The organism is Chryseobacterium sp. RU33C (assembly GCF_900156015.1).
Classification (GTDB): Bacteria; Bacteroidota; Bacteroidia; order Flavobacteriales; family Weeksellaceae; genus Chryseobacterium; species Chryseobacterium candidae.
Window position 1 is genome coordinate 22,652 of sequence record NZ_FTMT01000032.1, and the last position, 19,332, is coordinate 41,983.

At 36.8% G+C, this 19,332-nt stretch carries 15 protein-coding genes and 1 pseudogene; 10 read left to right on the forward strand and 6 right to left on the reverse strand.

Annotated features, from left to right (window positions below):
* Positions 1-19: 19 nt before the first annotated feature.
* A complete protein-coding gene (locus BW946_RS19800) occupies positions 20-1,525 on the reverse strand; it encodes an RCC1 domain-containing protein (RefSeq protein ID WP_076597817.1) in 1,506 nt (501 codons plus the stop codon).
* 395 nt (positions 1,526-1,920) lie between these two features.
* Here BW946_RS19800 and BW946_RS21100 point away from each other — a divergent pair, with 395 nt between their 5' ends.
* The 9 genes from BW946_RS21100 to BW946_RS19845 all read left to right on the forward strand — a co-directional run bounded on the left by BW946_RS21100 (position 1,921) and on the right by BW946_RS19845 (position 10,641).
* Complete coding sequence (locus BW946_RS21100; protein WP_170872112.1) at positions 1,921-2,886, forward strand: helix-turn-helix domain-containing protein; 966 nt, start codon at positions 1,921-1,923, stop codon at positions 2,884-2,886.
* A 431-nt stretch (positions 2,887-3,317) separates the two neighbouring features.
* Positions 3,318-3,977, forward strand: coding sequence for a TetR family transcriptional regulator C-terminal domain-containing protein (locus BW946_RS19810; protein WP_076597818.1), 660 nt, complete (start codon positions 3,318-3,320; stop codon positions 3,975-3,977).
* 227 nt (positions 3,978-4,204) lie between these two features.
* On the forward strand, positions 4,205-5,521 hold the full coding sequence (locus BW946_RS19815) for an ABC1 kinase family protein (protein ID WP_076597819.1): 1,317 nt from the start codon (positions 4,205-4,207) through the stop codon (positions 5,519-5,521).
* A 152-nt stretch (positions 5,522-5,673) separates the two neighbouring features.
* Positions 5,674-5,829, forward strand: coding sequence for a DUF2256 domain-containing protein (locus tag BW946_RS19820; protein WP_076597833.1), 156 nt, complete (start codon positions 5,674-5,676; stop codon positions 5,827-5,829).
* Positions 5,781-7,079 (forward strand): DASH family cryptochrome, encoded by a 1,299-nt coding sequence (locus BW946_RS19825; protein ID WP_076597820.1) that lies wholly within the window; start codon positions 5,781-5,783, stop codon positions 7,077-7,079. Before BW946_RS19820 ends, BW946_RS19825 begins: the two co-directional genes overlap by 49 nt.
* A complete protein-coding gene (locus BW946_RS19830; protein WP_076597821.1) occupies positions 7,064-8,542 on the forward strand; it encodes a cryptochrome/photolyase family protein in 1,479 nt (492 codons plus the stop codon). Before BW946_RS19825 ends, BW946_RS19830 begins: the two co-directional genes overlap by 16 nt.
* A 141-nt stretch (positions 8,543-8,683) precedes the next feature.
* Positions 8,684-8,965 carry a TIGR03643 family protein gene (locus BW946_RS19835; RefSeq protein ID WP_076597822.1) on the forward strand — a complete coding sequence of 94 codons (282 nt, stop codon included), beginning with the start codon at positions 8,684-8,686 and terminating at the stop codon, positions 8,963-8,965.
* Between the two features lie 293 nt (positions 8,966-9,258).
* Positions 9,259-9,957: an SDR family NAD(P)-dependent oxidoreductase gene (locus BW946_RS19840; RefSeq protein ID WP_076597823.1), complete on the forward strand. Its 699-nt coding sequence runs from the start codon at positions 9,259-9,261 to the stop codon at positions 9,955-9,957.
* A gap of 33 nt (positions 9,958-9,990) precedes the next feature.
* Complete coding sequence (locus tag BW946_RS19845; protein WP_076597824.1) at positions 9,991-10,641, forward strand: MarR family winged helix-turn-helix transcriptional regulator; 651 nt, start codon at positions 9,991-9,993, stop codon at positions 10,639-10,641.
* Positions 10,642-10,863: 222 nt separating this feature from the next.
* Here the strand turns inward: BW946_RS19845 and BW946_RS19850 are convergent, their stop codons facing one another.
* From BW946_RS19850 to BW946_RS19860, 3 genes are all read right to left on the reverse strand, one after another.
* Positions 10,864-11,382: a DUF2911 domain-containing protein gene (locus tag BW946_RS19850; protein WP_076597825.1), complete on the reverse strand. Its 519-nt coding sequence runs from the start codon at positions 11,380-11,382 to the stop codon at positions 10,864-10,866.
* 35 nt (positions 11,383-11,417) lie between these two features.
* On the reverse strand, positions 11,418-13,109 hold the full coding sequence (locus tag BW946_RS19855) for a sodium:solute symporter family protein (protein WP_076597826.1): 1,692 nt from the start codon (positions 13,107-13,109) through the stop codon (positions 11,418-11,420).
* Between the two features lie 100 nt (positions 13,110-13,209).
* Positions 13,210-15,714, reverse strand: a complete 2,505-nt coding sequence (locus tag BW946_RS19860; RefSeq protein ID WP_076597827.1) for a PIG-L family deacetylase — start codon at positions 15,712-15,714, stop codon at positions 13,210-13,212.
* 574 nt (positions 15,715-16,288) lie between these two features.
* Between BW946_RS19860 and BW946_RS19865 the strand changes: the two genes are divergently transcribed.
* Positions 16,289-17,506: a hypothetical protein gene (locus BW946_RS19865; protein WP_076597828.1), complete on the forward strand. Its 1,218-nt coding sequence runs from the start codon at positions 16,289-16,291 to the stop codon at positions 17,504-17,506.
* Between the two features lie 388 nt (positions 17,507-17,894).
* Here the strand turns inward: BW946_RS19865 and BW946_RS19870 are convergent, their stop codons facing one another.
* Entirely contained in the window at positions 17,895-18,446 is a 552-nt protein-coding gene (locus BW946_RS19870; protein WP_076597829.1) for a hypothetical protein, read from the reverse strand.
* Positions 18,447-19,194: 748 nt separating this feature from the next.
* A pseudogene (locus BW946_RS21730) lies at positions 19,195-19,332 on the reverse strand (IS256 family transposase); the annotation flags it as partial.

Below are 19,332 nucleotides of genomic sequence, written 5' to 3' on the forward strand. Positions count from 1 at the left end.
AAGGCTCTGATAATGGCAATTAATATCTACCATAAGTCGGAGTTAAAATATTGTCATTGTTTGTTGTTCCCAATTGACGATAGGCATTATATCCGCAGACTATTATTCTGTTGGAGTTTTCCAGACCTGTTCCTATAAGCAAACCTGAATAATCTAAATCAAGAGAAGTAAGTATAATGTCACCGTCATATATTTCACTGTTTAACTTAGCCCAGGTCATAATTTGCCCACCGGCATTTGAAAATCTGTAAGCTGTATCCACTCCGAACCTCCACACATAATGATTGGTTATAATTGCCCCGCCATTATCACTAAAGTCAAAATCAACAATTTTTTCACCTGCAGCCATTGTAATATAATTGGTAATATTCTGTAATTCTGATGAAGTTGAAGCTGAAGTTCCCAATCCAATATAAGATTTTGAAATTCCAACAGATTGCGCAGCCCATATGGTACCATTACTTAGCAACGCAAAACTTCCATTATTACCAATCATTACTTTTTTTACAACACCACCAGATGCAGTAGCAGCAGCAAAAGAAGATGTAATTTCTATAGGAGTTGATTTAACGCCATTAGTACCAAGACTTGAGCTTAATCCTGCATTACTGTAAATTCCCCAGGCATATATTTTATTATCATTGGTAATTGCAGTAAACATATCATTGGCATCAACATCATCCCCGCCCCAGATGGATTTTACATTACTTAAAGAAGGTATTTTTGTAAAACTTGTTGTATTTCCATTTACAGTTCCCAGACCTGTTTGTCCATAGACATTACCTCCTGCAGAGTATACATACCCTTTGTTGGTAAGAATAATGGACGCATAAGGTGACATTTGTACCTGTATTGCTTTCTCATCTGCGGTGGCGCCCGTTAATGTAACCTCCTGCCATGTATCAAGATTTGAAAGATTTCCTGTTCCCAATTTTCCATTACTGTTAACTCCCGTAACAAAAATCTTTCCATCCGTATTGATCATAATGCTGGATTGATAACTACCGCTTACTGTCAATATATTACTTTTATAGACTCTTTTAGCAGGAGATACAGCTACCGCGGGTCCGGGTACTCCCAAACCATATGCCGGATATCCTGCCCCTGTAGAGTAATCTTTATCCGCCGCATTACTGAATACCGTAGCATACTGAGTTCCGCTGAACTTTTTCTGCATTAGCGGCTCCGTTAATGTGGAAAAAGAACTTGCAACCCAAAAGGTACTTCCTAAAGCCGTAATACTCACATTAGACTGATCAATTAAACAGTTGGACCACCCGGTACCTGTTTTTACACGGATACACTGACCCGTCTGGTCGTATACCAAAGTACTTTCTGCAGCAGTGCTTCCTGATGGTGTAACAGTGTTATTAGCGTCATCAACGACTGGAAGAACCAATCCGTTTTTAATACCGCCCTTGTTCTTTATGTCTAACACTCCCTGAGGATTCTGTGTATTTATACCTACTTGCGCAGCATAAAAACTCGAAATAAAAATTAGAACTAGTAATGCATTTTTCTTCATTTTGTTGAATATTTTAAGGGTTAAATCTTGTTACTTTTCAGACAATACTTTTTAGAATTATTTCTTAAAAAGCTCTTATAGCAATGTAAAAACAGATGTATAAGATTGTACTTGCAAATTTATAGGATATCAAAAATCTTAATTACAAAACATTAAATCAAAGATTAAAAAAAACTAAAAAAAACAGCAACCAACTAAAAAACAATAATTAACAATTAAATACATATAAAAACAAAAACTATTTTTGTTTTATTGATTCAAACAAAAAAACAATAATTTATTAATTGATTGCTTATTTTTGTATTATTGTTTCAACTCATTTTCTTTTAAAAAAAATAGTAATAATTTTAGAAATGCAAACAAATAATCTTTTACTAGAAAAGGAAAAGGAGTTTATGAAAAATTTCATTTTATTTACGGCTCCGTTTCATTTATTTATGGGAGCCTTCTATTATATCGTAGACCCTGAAGGCATAGGACATATGCTCATCTTTATATTTTTTTTATGTGTAGTATTTGGAGGGATTGTAGGTTTAAAGAAAAATCTAAGTTTTAAATTCCTTTCAACCTTATATATATTCGCCTACTCAATCCTTCAGTATAGCTTTTATCTTCTATACAATTCAATTTTAATACAGGCTCTTTATTATATTCCTATTTTTTTACTTTTAAATTATCATTATAATATCAAAATCATGCTTTTATGGTCTATCTATATAGTTATTTCTTTTCTTAGTCCTTTCCTGATAAGTAAGTATTTTAACATTTCACATCCCCTTAAACTCAGCAAGACCGAAGATCTTATTCAAAGTATATCTACATTTGTTATTGTTCTATTCTGTGTATGCTTTAATCTTTATTACATTAAAATATTTCACAAAATAAAGGAAGATGGAGCCATAAAATCACAAAATGAAGATAAAAAGCCTTCTCTTATGCAGACATTCACGGTAAAAACAACAGACATTAATCATGAAAACCCTGATGCCCCTGAATCGGTAACTTCTGATAAATTCGAAGAACTTTATCAAAAGGCTATTTCCTGTCTCGAAGAAAAAAAACTGTGGCAGGACCCTAATTTTTCTCTTAATCAGTTTGCCGAGATCCTTTGTACCAACCGCACTTATCTTTCCAGAACATTAAAAGAAAAAGGAAATACAAACTTTTACAATCTGCTGAACAGCTATAGAATCAAACAGGTTCTTGATGATTTTGACCGTTTGGAACATAAAAATTTTACGATTGCATTCATTTACCAGAAAGCAGGATTTGCATATCAGGCAAGTTTTAACAGAGTATTTAAACAGGTTACCGGCTGTACAGCAACAGAATACTTACAGCAGGAGAAATACCAGGTTTGATTAAATACTATCCTTGAGATTTCCACTTTTTTGAATTAAACTTGATTTTTTCTTGTCCAGAATCTTAAGAATAACGTATCTGTTTTTGGATCTGCATCTTTGTCCTGCCCTGAAATAAATCACTGTTAATCACCTCATTTAACATTTTTTAGAATGAAAAATCTCTTCTGGGATATTTTCCGAATGAAAACTGACGTTCAATATTTTCCTGAAATCTTTTTTTCTACTACCCAAACCAAATTAGGATTCCAGCCATCTTCGTATTCTGAAAACGCATAAACAGTAAACATTCTATAATTTGCAGGCTTATTGGATTGTGCCTGTATTTTTAAATAATTCAAAAATCAAATCGCTTATATAGTATAAATTTATACTTTATTATAATTTAAAATAAAATTAATTACTAAATTTGTTGGTAAATAAATCCTATTATGCAAGAACAAGCCAACATCACGCAGGAAAAAATATTTGAATTATATGGAGATTATCTTTTGAATCACGGAGAAAAACCGAAAAACGTTTATCTCTTTGCTAAAGAAAACGACTTTGAAGAGAAAGAATTTTACCATTATTTTTCAGGTTTTGAGCAGATTGAAAGAGAAATGCTTAATCATCTTTTCACAAAATCGCTGGAACTCGCCTCGGAGGTTAATTCATCAAGTGAAATAACAGCCAAGGAAAAACTCCTGAATGTATATTATATTTTCTTTGAAAATCTGACGATGAATCGTTCCCTGGTGTTATCCATTCTGGGAAGCAGCAAAATCCAGAATATCAAAACGCTTCAGAAGCTTCGTGAAACCCACAAACAGTTTGTCAACACTTTGGATTTCAACGAATGGGAAATGATTGAAAAAGCAAAAGAAGACCTCCGAAAGTTCAACGAAAAATCAAGACAGGAAGCGCTTTGGCTGCATTTTATTTCATCAATTGATTTCTGGAAAAAAGATACTTCTCCCGATTTTGAAAAGACCGATATTTTTATCGAAAAAACCATAGACACTGGCTTTGAACTGATGGACAACGAACCCTTGAGAAAAGTTTTCGACCTCGGAAAATTCCTTTGGAAGGAAAAATTTAAAATGAGCTAAAGTAAAGATCTGGATTCGGTTTCAAAAAATGACTATTCATGATTGGGGCAGCTATTTCCGCCCTCCGTTCCCGCTTTTTTGTGCCGAAGCTTTTCCGAAAACGTACAAAAAGAGCTCCACTCAGGTCGGGCTGCAATAAAAATGACAGAAAAAAACTTCGATAAACCTTGCCAGACACTGAATATTTAAGCCTCTACGCTTAAAAACACAATAAACAAAATGTAAAAATGAAAACATTAGATAAAATCCCCACAGGAAAAATTGAACGGACGAGCAGTCTCTTGAAAGCTGGTGCAAAAGTAGGAGTCAATTATCTGAAATACTACGGAAACAAAATAACAAAAGACGAAGATGAAGCACGTAAAATATTAAATGAGGACAACGCAACAGATATTTACGATTCTCTGAAAGAGCTGAAAGGTTCCGCGCTCAAAGTTGCTCAAATGCTGAGTATGGAAAAAAATATCCTTCCGGTAGAATACGTAGAGAAATTTTCGCTTTCACAGTTTTCCGTTCCGCCTTTGTCGGGCGCATTGGTGAAGAAAACATTCAGAAAATATTTCGGGAAAAATCCGGAAGATATTTTTGATGAATTTTCCGCCGAATCAGTCAATGCAGCAAGTATCGGACAGGTTCATACCGCAAAAAAGGAAGGTCAGAAACTGGCAGTTAAAATCCAGTATCCAGGCGTAAGAGAAAGTATCTCTAGTGACCTTAAAATGGTAAAACCGATTGCCATGAAAATGTTCAATATCAAAAAAGAAGGGTCGGAATCTTATTTTCAGGAAGTGGAAGACAAATTGTTTGAAGAAACCGATTACAATCTGGAACTTAAAAGAAGTCAGCATTTTGCAGAAGCATGCAGTCATCTTCCGAATGTAAAATTTCCGCATTATTATCCCAAATATTCTTGTGAGAAAATCATTACTATGGATTGGATGTCGGGAATTCATTTTTCAGAATTTACCAAAAGACAGAATTCGCAGGAAGATCTGAACAAAATCGGACAGACCCTTTGGGATTTTTATATGTATCAGATGCATGTCCTGAAAAAAGTTCACGCAGATCCGCATCCGGGAAATTTCCTGATTTCGGAAAATAAGGAATTGTTGGTGATCGATTTTGGCTGTATCAAAGAGATTCCGGAAGATTTCTACATTCCGTATTTTGAATTGGCTAAAGAAGAAAATCTTAAAGATCCTGAAATTTTCCGTGAAAAATTATTCACACTGGAAATTCTCCGCGAAGAAGATTCTCCACAGGAAAAAGAGTTTTTTGCCAAACTTTTCTATGAATTGCTTGAATTATTTACAAGACCTTTTAACAAGGAAAAATTCGATTTTTCTGATGAATCTTTCTTTCAGGAAATCGCCGATCTGGGGCAAAAATATGCAAAAGCAAGTGATATGAAAGGAATGAACACCAACCGCGGTTCCAGACATTTCATTTACCTGAACCGAACGTTTTTCGGACTGTATAACATGATGCATGATTTGAAATCGAAAGACGTGGTAATTAATAATTTTAAAAACTCCTTAAAGTAATTTTTTAAAGAATAAATAAAGACTTCAACAAGCTCAGCCTGACAGTAGAGAAATAATGAAGCGAAAAGTATTAGAGTTGCCGCCCTGAGCTTATCAAAGTGTCTTTAGCAGAATCAGGAAAGAGCGAAGTCAAAAATAAAAACTATAGAAATATGCCTTCAGGATTACCGTCCAAAATCTGTGAAGTCTGCGGACTGCCTTTCAGCTGGCGGAAAAAGTGGAAGAAAAACTGGGACGATGTAAAATATTGCAGCGAAAGATGCCGGAAAAACAAAAAATCAACATCCTCTGGTTCACCAAAGATTTAAGAACGAGAGATTCAGAATCCTTATACAACGCGATGCAGGAAGATCTACCTTTTCTTGCCGTCTATGTTTTTGATTGTGAATTTTTTGCTCAAAAGCAGTCCGGCTGTAGAAGAATTGCTAAATTCAGAGCCAAATTCCTGCTAGAAACGGTTGAAAATTTAAAACAGAATTTAGCCAAACAAAAGATTTCTTTTTTAGTTAAATACGGAAAAACGGCAGATATTTTCAAAGACATTTCCAAAGAATTTGAAGTAGTTAAGATTTTCTGTCAGGAAGAATGGACAAAAGAGGAAGTTGAATTACAGGCTAAAATTGAAAAAGCTGTTCCGTCTGCAATTTGGGAAAAATCGTATTCTCAGTTTTTGGTACATCCGCTTTTTGCATTTAAAGCTTTGGATAACATTCCGTTGCTTTTCACAACGTTCAGACAGAAAATTGAAAAAAATCTCCTGATTCGTCCTGAATTTGCATCGGAAAATGACATGTATGACAAAGCAGATATTCACCTGAAAAGTGATGAAATTTCTTTGAAAATATTAGGTTTTGAAGCTTTTGAAACCGATAAAAGAACAGCCTTCCCTTTTTCCGGCGGAGAAAATGCAGCTTTGAAAAGATTACATTATTATTTCCCGGAAACACAGAATCTGAGCAGATATAAAGACACACGAAACGGTTTGGCGGGAACAGATTACAGTTCAAAATTTTCAGCATGGCTTTCGGACGGAAGTCTTTCTGCGGTAACGATTTATTATGAAATTAAAAAATATGAAAAAGAGTTCGGAGCTAATGATTCAACGTATTGGCTGGTTTTTGAACTGCTGTGGCGGGATTTTTTCAGGTATATTTCTTTACAGTACAAAGATTTAATTTTCCAAAAAAACGGAATCAATCATCAGAGTTATTTTGCCGAAAAAAATAAAATATTGATTCAAAAATGGAAAGATGGAGAAACTGATTCCGATTTTGTGAATGCGAATATGCTTGAACTGAAAAATACGGGCTGGATGAGCAATCGCGGTCGTCAGAATGCGGCTTCCTACTTCTGCAAAATCCTGAAACAGGACTGGAGAATTGGAGCGGCTTATTTTGAGGAAATGCTTATTGATTACGATGTTCACAGCAATTATGGCAACTGGATGTATCTCGCCGGAGTCGGAAATGATAACCGTAACAGAACTTTCAATCCCGAGAAACAGGCAGAAATGTATGATTCCCGCCAGGAATTCAGAAGATTATGGATCAAACAGTAAAACATACCGCTCAATTGATTTTTCCACATCAGCTTTTTGAGGATGTGGATTATCTGGATAAAAATCAGCCTGTATTTCTGGTAGAGGAATTTCTGTTTTTTAAACAATATTCTTTTCATAAACAGAAGATTGCGTTTCACCGGGCAACCATGAAATTTTATGAAAATGAGCTGAAAAAAGCAGGTTTTGAAGTTGAATATATCGAAAGCTCATCGAAATTTTCAGACCTCAGAAATTTAATTCAAAAGCTTGAAAAAGAAGATTTTAAAACCATAAAAACAACTGATGTCTGCGACAACTGGCTGGAAAAAAGGCTCGGAAAGACAAAACTGGAACTCGAAATGCTGGAAAGTCCGCTTTTCATCAATACCAAAGAAGATCTGAAAGATTATTTTGAAGACAAAAAAGCTTATCATCAGACCGATTTTTACAAACAGCAGAGAATCAAGCGAAATATTCTGATGAAAGCCGGAAAACCTTTGGGCGGAAAATGGACCTACGACACAGAAAACCGCAAAAAATATCCGAAGAACAAAAAAGCTCCTGCTATTTATTTCCCGCGAAACAATGACTTTTATGAAGAAGCGAAACAATATACTGAGAAACATTTCGCCAAAAATCACGGGACCCTGAGCGATGAGCAGCTCTACCCGACCACTTTTAAAGAAGCCGGGCAATGGCTGGAACAGTTTCTTGAGAACCGATTCCACGAGTTTGGTATTTATGAAGACAGCATTGTGGAAAAAGAACATTTTCTCCATCACAGCGTCCTTTCTCCGTTGATGAATATCGGACTTTTAACGCCTGAAAATGTTCTGGAAAAAGCAATATCATTTGCACAGGAGAATCATATTCCGGTGAATTCTCTGGAAGGTTTTGTGCGCCAGATTTTGGGTTGGCGGGAATTTGTACGGGGCGTTTATGTTTATCAGGGAACGTATCAGCGAAATAAAAATTACTGGAAACATCAGCAGAAACTTCCGGGATCTTTTTATACTGCCCAAACTGGAATCCGGCCGATTGACAGTACACTTCAGAAAATTCTGAAAACCGGCTATGCCCATCACATCGAAAGACTGATGATTTTTGCCAATTTCATGAATCTCTGTCAGTTCAGTGCCGATGAGGTTTATCAGTGGTTTATGGAAATGTTCATTGATTCTTACGATTGGGTGATGGTTCCGAATGTGTATGGAATGAGCAGCTATTCGGATGGCGGAAAAATGAGCACCAAACCTTACATCAGCGGAAGCAATTACATTAAAAAGATGAGTGATTACAGCAACGGAGACTGGGCGGAACAATGGGATGCCCTATTCTGGAATTTTATTAATGACCATCAGGATTTCTTTGCCCAAAATCCAAGACTGGGAATGATGCTGAGAACGCTGGAGAAGATGCCGGAAGAAAAGAGAAAGCAGCATGTTAAAACAGCAAAGAAGTTTATTGGGAATGTTAAATGATTCTTTTAGCCACGCAAGAAATGTTTGAATATAAATCCTGAAAAAGAAAAAAAGGCTTCGATAAGCTCAGCCTGACAAAGCAGAATAAAAGTTAGTATAAGAGATATCATCATGAACTATTTCAGTTAAAAAAACAAAAAAATGAATAAAAACCTCAACATACAACAAATCGACAGAATCATCGAAATGGCGTGGGAAGACAGAACGCCGTTTGAAGCCATACAATTTCAGTTTGGAATGAGCGAATCGGAAGTGATTGAACTGATGCGTTCGGAGCTGAAAGAATCCAGTTTTAAGCTGTGGAGAAAAAGAGTGAACTCCGGAGTGAGCCAGAAACATCTGAAAAAAAGAAGCGAAGAAATCAACCGCTTTAAATGCAGCAGACAACGGATGATCAGCAATAATAAAATATCCAAAAGGTAATTAATCCTACCATAAAAGAATAGTTTACAAATAAGTTAGTTGTTCAAAAGAGCATAAAAGTTTGATGTAAATGGCTTCGACAAGCTCAGCCTGACAGTAGAGAAATAATTAAGCAAAAAGTATAAGAGTTGTCACAATGAGCTTGTCGAAGTGTCTCAAATTAAAAAAGTCTACGCTCATAGCGTTAAAATATCAAAAATAAATCATTATGAAATCGCCATTATTAGCTTGCTCAAACACCAATGAAGATACAGCGATTCCATGTGATCTTAAAAAACAATAAATATCTGCATATGAAAAATATCGTCATCATCGGTTGTGGAAAAGGTATCGGACTGGCAACGGCAAACAACCTTGCACAAGAAAACAAAATCATCGGAATTTCCAGAACAGAAAATCCGGAACTGAATCATCCGAATATTGAATTCCATACCATGGACATTCTTTCGGGAAATTTAGATGAAATCAGCTTTCCGGATGTTATTGACGGATTGGTTTATGCGCCAGGCAGCATTAATTTGAAACCTTTCAACCGGCTTTCTTTGGATGATTTTAAAAATGATTTTGAAATCAATGTTTTAGGAGCAGTTAAAATTATTCAGAAGCTTTTGCCCCATCTTAAAAAATCTGAAAGTGCATCGGTTGTTCTTTTCAGTTCGGTCGCTGCAAAACTCGGAATGCCTTTTCACGCTTCTATTGCGGCAAGTAAAAATGCTGTGGAAGGTCTTACGAAAAGCTTAGCGGCAGAATTTTCGGGCCAGAAAATCAGGGTCAATGCCATTGCACCTTCTTTAACGGACACGAATCTGGCATCACAACTTTTATCAACCCCGGAAAAAAGAGAAGCTTCTGCGAAAAGACATCCGTTACAGAGAGTGGGAACTGCTGAAGAAATTGCGGAAATTACGGCTTTTTTGGTTTCGGACAGATCTTCCTGGATCACAGGGCAGGTTATTGGAATTGACGGCGGAATGGGAAGTGTAAAACTGTAATTACAGAAAAAATATTTAGCTTAAATTTGCGCTATGAATACTGACTTTTTCATTGATTTACTGCATCAGGTAAAAGAATTTGAAAGCTCCGAAGCCTATAAACCTCACTCCACTGTTGAGGATTTCCGCTTGTGGCTGAATGATAAAAAATACAGAACGGAAAGCCCGACAAAGCTTTTTAAAAATGAAAAGCATCAGGTTTCTTTTACAGAAAATGAAATCTGCAAACAGGTTTTACTTTTGGGACGGTATTCTAAACAATTGATCAGAAAAGGCCTTCATAATTTCCCTGAATTGGCCAATGAAGAATTCACCTATCTCTACCGGCTGAAAGACGAACCGAATCTCACTAAAATTCAGCTGATTGAAAGAAACGGACACGAAAAACAGACCGGAACGCAGATTATCAAACGTCTTCTGGAATATGACCTAATCGAGGAAAAGAACGATATTGAGGATAAAAGGAGTAAACGCCTCAACATCACCGAAAAAGGAGAAGATTATTTCCACCGTTCCGTTGAAAAAGTGAATATGACGTCCAGAATTCTTGCAGGCAAGCTTGAAAATAAAGAAAAAGCAGAACTTTTAGAATTGCTCAGAAAATTGAATGATTTTCATTCACATGTATATTCAGAATACAGAAGTTTAGATATTGACAAAATCTTTGAATTGTCTGGTTCTTAAAAGGCTTTATTGAGGATCCCTAATTCCTGTTTAATAAAGCTTAAAAGAATTAAATCATCTATAAAAGTGTTTGAAGATACGCCCGTTGACTCAATTAAAAAGACAAAATGTTTATTCTGTTTAAATAAACGAAATAGAACGGTCTCAATGGTAATCTTTGATACAATTCAAAACTTTAAACAAAAAAAATCCCGGATTAACCGGGATTTTCAGTTCTTCTATTTATTTTATCTCTACAGGAACTGAGATTTTATCCCAATCCATAGTAAATCCATTATTGTTTATTTTATACACCAGATTTTCCTGTGTGGCTGGTAAAGCTTTTGTTTTTACCTCTACACGTAAAGCATCTTTAGCTTGTTCGTATTTATAAGCGCCCCACTGTTTTGGTTCTTTATTAAAAATCGCAGTCCAGGTTCCGCTCTGTTTAGGGATTAAGAAAAAGCTGTATTTACCTGCAGGTAGTTTTTTACCCTGAACAGTAATATCTTTATCCGTTTCAAAAGTAGTTGCTTCATTAGCACCCGCACGCCAAACTTTATCATAAGCTTCTAAACCGCCCCATATTGTACGTCCTTTTACAGAAGGACTGCTATAGGCTATTGTAATAGTTGCATCTTTAATTTTTCCCGTAGCCGTAGCCGGAGGGCTGGCAGGTTTTTTAGCCTCCTGTGCAAAGGCATTCACTGAAAGTGTTACGGCAGCAAAAAGTACGGTAGCAGATTTAATCATTGTTTTCATACTATTTTTATTTGTTTATTTTTGTTATTGTTTGTTTACGAATTTACTACTTTCTGTTTATAAAACAGCATTATGATTGCCGAAAATATAATAACTGCCGCTGCACCAATTACATTAAGCCAAAGGAATGAAATGATATCAAACTGATAAACGGCAATAACTGTAATTTCTGATAAAACTGCAGAAATAAATACATTTGAGCCATTGATTTTTTTATAGTAAAATGCGACAAGAAAAATTCCCAATATCGGGCCGTAGAAAAGAGAACCCAATACATTAACCGCCTCAATGAGAGAACCCATCTGTGTGGCAAACATGGCTACTCCGATTGAGAAAATACCCCAGGCCAACGTATGCAGACGGCTGTACTTCAGTTCGGTTTTTTCATCAGGAATTTCTTTGCTGAATATCAAATGAACATCTTTTAATGAGCAGGCGGCAAGGGAGTTCAGTGCTGCCGAAATGGAACCCCAGCTGGCCAGAAAAATGACGGCAAACAGTAAACCGATCATCCCTACAGGCAGTGTATTTTTCACGAAATACAGGAAAATGTAATTCGTATCCGTTTTCTCCGCATTATAGTTTGATTTATTGATCGCTTCCTCTACCCTGCCGTGCAATGCTTTTACTTCTGTTTGTGTATTTTTAAAATCCTGAATTGTTTTTGTAAGCTGAGGAGAATGAGCTTCTTTAAGCCTTAAAATTTCTTTCGATTCTGCATTAAATTTTATTTGTAAATCCTGATGTTCTTTTTCAAAAACCGCAGCCTGTTCAGGTTTTGTTTCCTTTAAGTATTGATAGGAACGTTCGTTAAAATAAATCGGAGCCGGTTTAAGAGAAAAGAAAGCGAAAAGTAAAGCACCGATAAGAAGAATAGCAAACTGCATCGGAATTTTGACCAATCCGTTCAACAGCAGACCCATTTTCGCATTGGTATTGTCTTTCGCGGTAATATATCTCCCAACCTGGCTCTGGTCTGTACCGAAGTACGAAAGTGCCAGAAAAAAGCCACCAATTAAGCCGCTCCAAATATTGTATTTATCTTTCCAGTCGAATTCTGTAGTAATTACGTTCAGCTTTCCGGATTTCCCCGCAAGATAAAGTGCATCATTAAAGCCAATTCCATTCGGCATATTCTGAATGAGCAGATAGCCTGCAAAAGCCATTGTTCCCAGAATAATGAGAAACTGTAATTTTTGAGTGTGAGCGATCGCTTTTGCTCCGCCAACATAGGTATAAATCAGCAGAATACCCCCTGTTAAGACATTCGTTAAATAAATATTCCAGTTTAAAACGCTTGATAAGATGATACTTGGAGCGTAAATGCTGATTCCCGTTGATAAACCTCTGGAAAAAAGGAATAACAGTGAAGTGAGTACCCTTGTTTTTTTATCAAAACGATTTTCTAAATATTCATAGGCCGTATACACATTCAAGCGCTGAAAAATCGGGATGAAAGTAATACAGATCACAATCATCGCCAAAGGCAGACCAAAATAATACTGCACAAAACGCATTCCGTCTGTATAAGCCTGTCCCGGTGCTGAAAGAAATGTAATGGCACTTGCCTGCGTAGCCATAATACCGATAAGCACAATGTACCAGGGCATTTTATTATCTGCTTTCAGGTAGGATTCGTTGCTTTTCTGACCACGACCGATGAATACGCCGTAAACCACCACTGCAACAAGTGTAACAATAAGAACTGTCCAATCTATAGTACTCATGCCCAGAATTTAGTAAACCCATAATAAAATGTGATCTGCAATACTAATGCAACAACCATTAGTATATACCAGGTATTCCAATTTTTAAATTGCTTGTTCATCAGTTTTTCTGTGCAGATAAAAAGTTTAAAAATAAACGTGCCGCCCCAACATTTCCCGCAGGCAGTTGCCTGAAAAATGCCAGCGATGTATAAATAAAATTACCCTTTCCGTATCGGGCATATAAAGTTGATCCCTTCAGAGGCTCTTCACCAGTATCATTCATTTCAAAAAGCGGTTCATATGCGGCATCCCATTGAGCAGGAAAATAGGCGCCACGTTCCTGTACCCAGCTTGTAAAATCATCCATAGTAATTTTGTTCGGAAAGTTCAGTAATTTATGATTGGGATTTAAAAACGTAACGGCTGCATTCTCTTCAGTAACACGCTTATTGCCAACACTGAAACTGTACATTCCCAATTGGTTAACGGTTGTATCCTGATTGGTGTTATACTGCATCACCAGATTCCCCCCACCCTTTGCATAAGACCATAAAAAAGGCATCCAGCGGCCCAGTTTTTTTTCTGTGTTATTGGCACGAACACCCAGCACTATGGCATCATATTGCCATAGCTTGTTTGGACTGCCGTTTCCAGCAGACTCATCCAAGTTACCATAAAAATCTTCGTCTTTAAGGACATCTACCTGAACTCCTGCGATACGTAGAAACTCAGGAATGAAATCTCCAGCGCCTTCTATATAACCCACTTTTTTAACCTTAGCCTGAATATCTCCTTTCATTACAACGACGGTTGCAGGAGCAAAATATTGTAAGGAAGGCAGATGCGGGTATTGAATTAATATCTGTTTTTTATTATAAGTTACTCCATCCGCAAGAAAACCGGCATCCAATTGCAAACGAGATGAGTGTATAGAAGCCAGCTTAGCTTTTGGAATAACGTAATCCACGGTAAAATCTTTACCTTTTGCTGAATTTATGTCTGCGCTGCCCAACCGTTCTCCGTTATACATCAGATTCAGAGTACTTTTATTGTACTGTTTGTCAGAATTCACCTTAACATTTAAACTCAAGTGTAAATCTTCATTTTCTTTGACAAGATAAAGTGGTTGTGTAAATTTCAGTTCCAGGGCAGGAACTATACGCAAGGCTTCAACCACATCGCCACGAACCGGATCTAATTTCTTGAAAGATAAAGGAAGTTTAACCTGAAACTTTTCTGAACCGATTTTTAAACCAAGCAAAACATTCAGGGGTGATTCTGCCTCAGGCAAACCGATTAACGTATCATTGGGAACAGAAAAAGTGGCTGCGTCCGCAGGTGGTTTTGAAAGCCAGTAAGGTTCTGTGAGTGATGCATCAGCAGGAATCTGAATGGTATGCTGAATGGTAATTAAAGAATCTTTTGATAGCTCTCTATTAAAACTCTCTGATTGACTTATCCATTTTACATTCTCTAAAACAACAGGATTTGCAGTTCTTGAAATCAGATTTAACCTGAAATTGTAATGCTCGCCGGCAACAGCTTCAGCTTGGCTGGTAACTGCCTCACCCATAAATCCGGCACAGCTTACAATGATATTGTCGAGAGATTTCATTTTATCCCTTTTCAGATCTGCATCTTTGATTGCCATGACCTTTTTTCGCAAAGCAAGCAAAGCAGGTAAGCTAAGATCAGGATTATTGAAATTAAAAGCGGAAATAATTTTATCCAATGCCTGGTCAATATCAGCGTTTCCCTGTGAGGTCCACGTCTTTGTTACTCCATCAAATAGTGTTGCTTTTGCGTGCTCACCGATAACGTGGGAAAAATATTCAGTTCTGATGCCGGCCACAGACTGTGTTCCTGCACCCTGGCTTTTGTGTAAACTCCTGCTTAATCCTGCCAATTCACCATAGCCCATTCCCAGCTGAGCATCATATTGCCCAACGGTAACTTTCAGTTGATTTTCTGCGGTGGTATTAACCTCGCCAAACCGAAAAGTATTCCACAATACGCGTTTTGGCTGCCATGTATTAACATATTTCAGCTGATCCGGGAAAGCTGTTTTATCGCCTGCCAGCTTAAAAGCTTTTTCTGCAACCACCGCAGAAGCCGCATGTTGTCCGTGGCCCGCAGCAGCAGTAGGAGGAAAACGACAAATGATAACATCAGGACGGAATTGACGGATTACCCAAACTACATCCGCAGTAATGCTGTCTGCATCCCACTGTTTAAAAGTATCAGTAGTATTTTTAGAGAATCCGAAATCAATGGCACGGGTAAAAAACTGTTGGGCGCCATCTAACTTTCTTGCCTCCAAAAGCTCATGAGTTCTGATTAACCCCAATGCAGCTCCCTGCTCTGTACCTAATAAATTCTGACCTCCATCTCCTCTTGTTAAAGATAAATAGCCCGTTTCTACATTTTGATCGTTGATTAACCAGGAGAGCAATCCTGTATTCTCATCATCGGGATGAGCCGCAAGGTATAAAACTTTAGGAAGGTGTTTAAGGGTTTTGAGTTCGCGGTAAATTTCAGATGATTTGGAAGGCCGAACCTGCTGGGCCGAACAAAAAACCGAATAAAAGCTAAGGACACATACGGTAATTACTTTTTTGAACATTTGAATTTGCTTTGCAGAGCAAATATAAGTAAATCGTTTTTCTTTCAAACATAAAAGAATCAGACTGTAAATTTCACAAAAAAGCTGTTTTAACTTTTTTTAAACTACAAAAGCAACAAAAGCTTTTAAATATTTAAGTTATTTACTTTGTCTGTAAGAAGTACCCTGAAGCTTTGTTGATAATCAAAGATCTTCATCATATGTGAACGTAATGGTGTTGTATTTTCTTACACTTTCTAAAGCATTAACAATGATGTTGTTTAAACTTTAATAATAACTTTTGTGACTTAATAATGAAGCGGGATGCTTATACGTATGTTTCAACGAAGCAACTTCGTTAATTTTATCCTTTGTTCTTTTACAATCAACAGTTTCAAAAATGTAAGCTTTGCGTCAGAAAATAATGTGATGCAGATAAAAAACAGAATTTGATATAGACAACTTTAAACCAATATGAAACACAAAAATAAAACATAATATTACTAATTAATTAATTTTTATTAATTAAAGCGGTTTTTTATTAATTTTTCATAAAAAAAAGCTACATTTGACTTATACAAAATCACGCCTCCATATGAAAACAAAATTTATACAATTCAGTGCTATTTTTATTTCCGGAATCTCATTTGCCCAAGTAGGTATTAATACATCCTCACCCAAAACAACATTGGATGTATCTGCTACAAGAGATAATTCGGGACTGATTACGAATAACACACAAACATTCGGATTACAGGCTCCAAGGCTTACCAGAGCTGAGCTTACCGCCAATACGGCTACCTATGGCAGCGATCAAACAGGAGCATTAATTTATATTACCGATATCACTGGCGGAGATGCAGCAGGACAGCGTATCAATGTTACTGCTACTGGCTATTATTACTTTGATGGAACAGTATGGCAGAGACTGACACAGGCAACCAATGCCATCGCTCCCGCCATTTCTGCATTACAATGTACTACAGCTTACCTAAACCCTGCTACTTATACTGCCGGTACTCCTTACAGCGGAAACCTGAGAATTACTTATACCGGGGGAAACGGAGGTTCGTATAATTCCGGTACTCCTTTTACAGTAAACGGATTAACGTTTCAGCTAAGACCCGGAACGTTGGAATTTGGTGGTGGCGAACTGGTTTTCTCCGTGAGTGGAACTCCTACCACCAACAATGACATGAGTCTTCCTATAACCAGCACTGCAGTTCCTTTCTTAACAGCAGTACAAAACTGTACCGCTACAGTAGGAAATACCAGCCGTGCCGACATTTCATCTGTAGCTGTGATGGGATACCCTACCCTAACAACCGACCCCAATGGGAAACAAGCCTATACTTTACCTCTTGCCAGCCCGGATGGTAAATATTCTATCAGGGTAATATTTGATACTACAAGTGGTACAACCCTTGCCAATCCTAACGTACAATTATTTAATAATACAGGTTCCACCGTTAGTCTGTATTGGAATTATAATACCGAATATGGAGGCTATATTGGTTCAGCTGTAACCACAAACAATATTACTTCAGGTGTATGGGGTGGTATGGCAGACTCATCAACCAGCTGGTTCCCTCAGGGCACAGGGGCAATGGGGAACGCGTACTGGGGGAATATAGGGATTATAGATGGATCCGGCGGCGGACCTGAACATAGAAGATATACCTGGATAGACAGTAATGCTTCTTCAAAAACCGCTTATACCGCAACCATTATGGTAGGAGCTCCCACTTCAGGTAATGCCCAGCCCAACCTTTCTAAAATATTCATAAAGCTGGAGCAGGTAAAAGCACAATAATAAGACAGGCGCTATGAAACGGATGTTATTCATATCCTTTATCATAACCAATTGATACATCGACTGTTTACCAGCTCATTACAAATAAAACAAGGTCTATTTTATACAGAAACTTTGCGCTACCTTTCAGGAATTTATAAAATCATTTTTGAAAAGAGTAACGCAAAGTTTCTATTAATAATTCTGCTTTAATTAAGTGTAAAGCAATGCGACTTTGTCGCTGATGAAGTGGTACGCTTATCCATAAGCTTCAGCGAAGCAACGAAGTTGATTCTATACTTTGCTATCTTATCACCAACAGTTTCAAAAATAGAAATCTTTGCGTCAGAAAAATAGGTTATAGCAGATTAATCACCTGTATCCACAACTCCCTGCTTTTTATTTACACTCAACCTTGTTCTTCTGAACTGGTCTCAGCCATCTTCTTTTCTCTTCTTCTTTGAAGAATAAGATGTGCGGCATCCAGCATTTTCACGGTATGGATGTAAGGCATCACCATATTCCTTTCCGGCAAATTTTCATAGACGCCCATGGAGAAATAGACGATTCCGGACATAAAATAATCAAATTCTTTGATGGTGTATGCACTGAATGCTTTTTTGAAAACCAGCAGAGGATTCCGGTATTCCTTCTCCGAAAGCAGACCAAGAACCCACGGGGAAATCTTTTCCGATCCGGCATCAACCGTCCATTTTCTTTCCTTCAGCATCATGAGGTAACCTGCGCGGATTAACGACCTCATCGACTGGTGAAACTCAAAGATCACCGCCGGATCTTCATTGATCCAGCTATTTCTCTTTACGGCATAATTCATAATATTGCTGAGCCTTTCTTTGGAAACATCCAGCTCATTGAACTGAAAGAATGTTTCCATCAGCTGCAACCCGGAGTTTTTTTTATCTGCCCGAAACCGGGAATTAAAGTTTCTGCTTTTTTTCATGTGTTTTTATTTTTTTATAAATGTAGGAAAAAATTGCAAAAATTCGGATTTAAGTCCGAGATTTTTATAAGAATAAGTAATTTATTTGTTTCCATGACAAAAGCAAATAGAAAAATTGTTGAATTTATAAGGGATGAATGGGTTATCCCTATGAACAATAACAGCAAATTTGCAGTAGATCATAATATAGATGAAAAGACCGTCCGAAGAATAAAAGACGATAAAGATTATCAAATTGCTCTTCTCACGATAATGCGAATTTGCCATGCCAGAAATCTAACTCTAGCCAGCTTTTTTAAAATGGTTGGAATATAGTTTAAGAATACAATATAATTGATAAATCCCGACTAAAGTTGGGATTATTTTTGTGAGAAAATTTTCGAAATCTTTAAGAAGTTCTGTAAAAATACGGATTGAAAATTTTAGGACGGTTTTATTTTTGTGTTTTCCGGAAGCCGTAAGATAATATGAATTAGCATTGATAAATTTAACTTATGAAAAATATCTTTGTTATGATATATCTTGTGTTAGAACATTAACAGAGTTGGCGGCCAATCATACTTGGTATGAAAGGGTCTAAAAATGAGAAAACGATTTTTCATTTTATGCAAAGATAAATCCTCAAAGCTACAGCTTGGAAGATATAGAGATATGAATGTTTGATAAAAGTTCTTAACGAAATACTAAATGTAGGCTATTAAAGACACTATCCCACAAAGTGTGTAAGTTAAAAAGTTAAGGCTTGGATTTATAATCTGAGCCTTTGTTCAAAAATAAGCATAAACTGGTTAAGAACAATACCCCAATTTTGAATTGGCATTGTCCATTTTTTAGTAGCTTCTTTTAATGCGAGATACACTGATTTCATGACGGCATCATCTGTTGG

Bases quoted from the DNA above. Each gene is read 5' to 3' on its own strand.
- BW946_RS19800 (WP_076597817.1), bottom strand. From the start codon at position 1,525: ATGAAGAAAAATGCATTACTAGTTCTAATTTTTATTTCGAGTTTTTAT.
- BW946_RS21100 (WP_170872112.1), top strand. From the start codon at position 1,921: ATGAAAAATTTCATTTTATTTACGGCTCCGTTTCATTTATTTATGGGA.
- BW946_RS19810 (WP_076597818.1), top strand. From the start codon at position 3,318: ATGCAAGAACAAGCCAACATCACGCAGGAAAAAATATTTGAATTATAT.
- BW946_RS19815 (WP_076597819.1), top strand. From the start codon at position 4,205: ATGAAAACATTAGATAAAATCCCCACAGGAAAAATTGAACGGACGAGC.
- BW946_RS19820 (WP_076597833.1), top strand. From the start codon at position 5,674: ATGCCTTCAGGATTACCGTCCAAAATCTGTGAAGTCTGCGGACTGCCT.
- BW946_RS19825 (WP_076597820.1), top strand. From the start codon at position 5,781: ATGCCGGAAAAACAAAAAATCAACATCCTCTGGTTCACCAAAGATTTA.
- BW946_RS19830 (WP_076597821.1), top strand. From the start codon at position 7,064: ATGGATCAAACAGTAAAACATACCGCTCAATTGATTTTTCCACATCAG.
- BW946_RS19835 (WP_076597822.1), top strand. From the start codon at position 8,684: ATGAATAAAAACCTCAACATACAACAAATCGACAGAATCATCGAAATG.
- BW946_RS19840 (WP_076597823.1), top strand. From the start codon at position 9,259: ATGAAAAATATCGTCATCATCGGTTGTGGAAAAGGTATCGGACTGGCA.
- BW946_RS19845 (WP_076597824.1), top strand. From the start codon at position 9,991: ATGAATACTGACTTTTTCATTGATTTACTGCATCAGGTAAAAGAATTT.
- BW946_RS19850 (WP_076597825.1), bottom strand. From the start codon at position 11,382: ATGAAAACAATGATTAAATCTGCTACCGTACTTTTTGCTGCCGTAACA.
- BW946_RS19855 (WP_076597826.1), bottom strand. From the start codon at position 13,109: ATGAGTACTATAGATTGGACAGTTCTTATTGTTACACTTGTTGCAGTG.
- BW946_RS19860 (WP_076597827.1), bottom strand. From the start codon at position 15,714: ATGTTCAAAAAAGTAATTACCGTATGTGTCCTTAGCTTTTATTCGGTT.
- BW946_RS19865 (WP_076597828.1), top strand. From the start codon at position 16,289: ATGAAAACAAAATTTATACAATTCAGTGCTATTTTTATTTCCGGAATC.
- BW946_RS19870 (WP_076597829.1), bottom strand. From the start codon at position 18,446: ATGAAAAAAAGCAGAAACTTTAATTCCCGGTTTCGGGCAGATAAAAAA.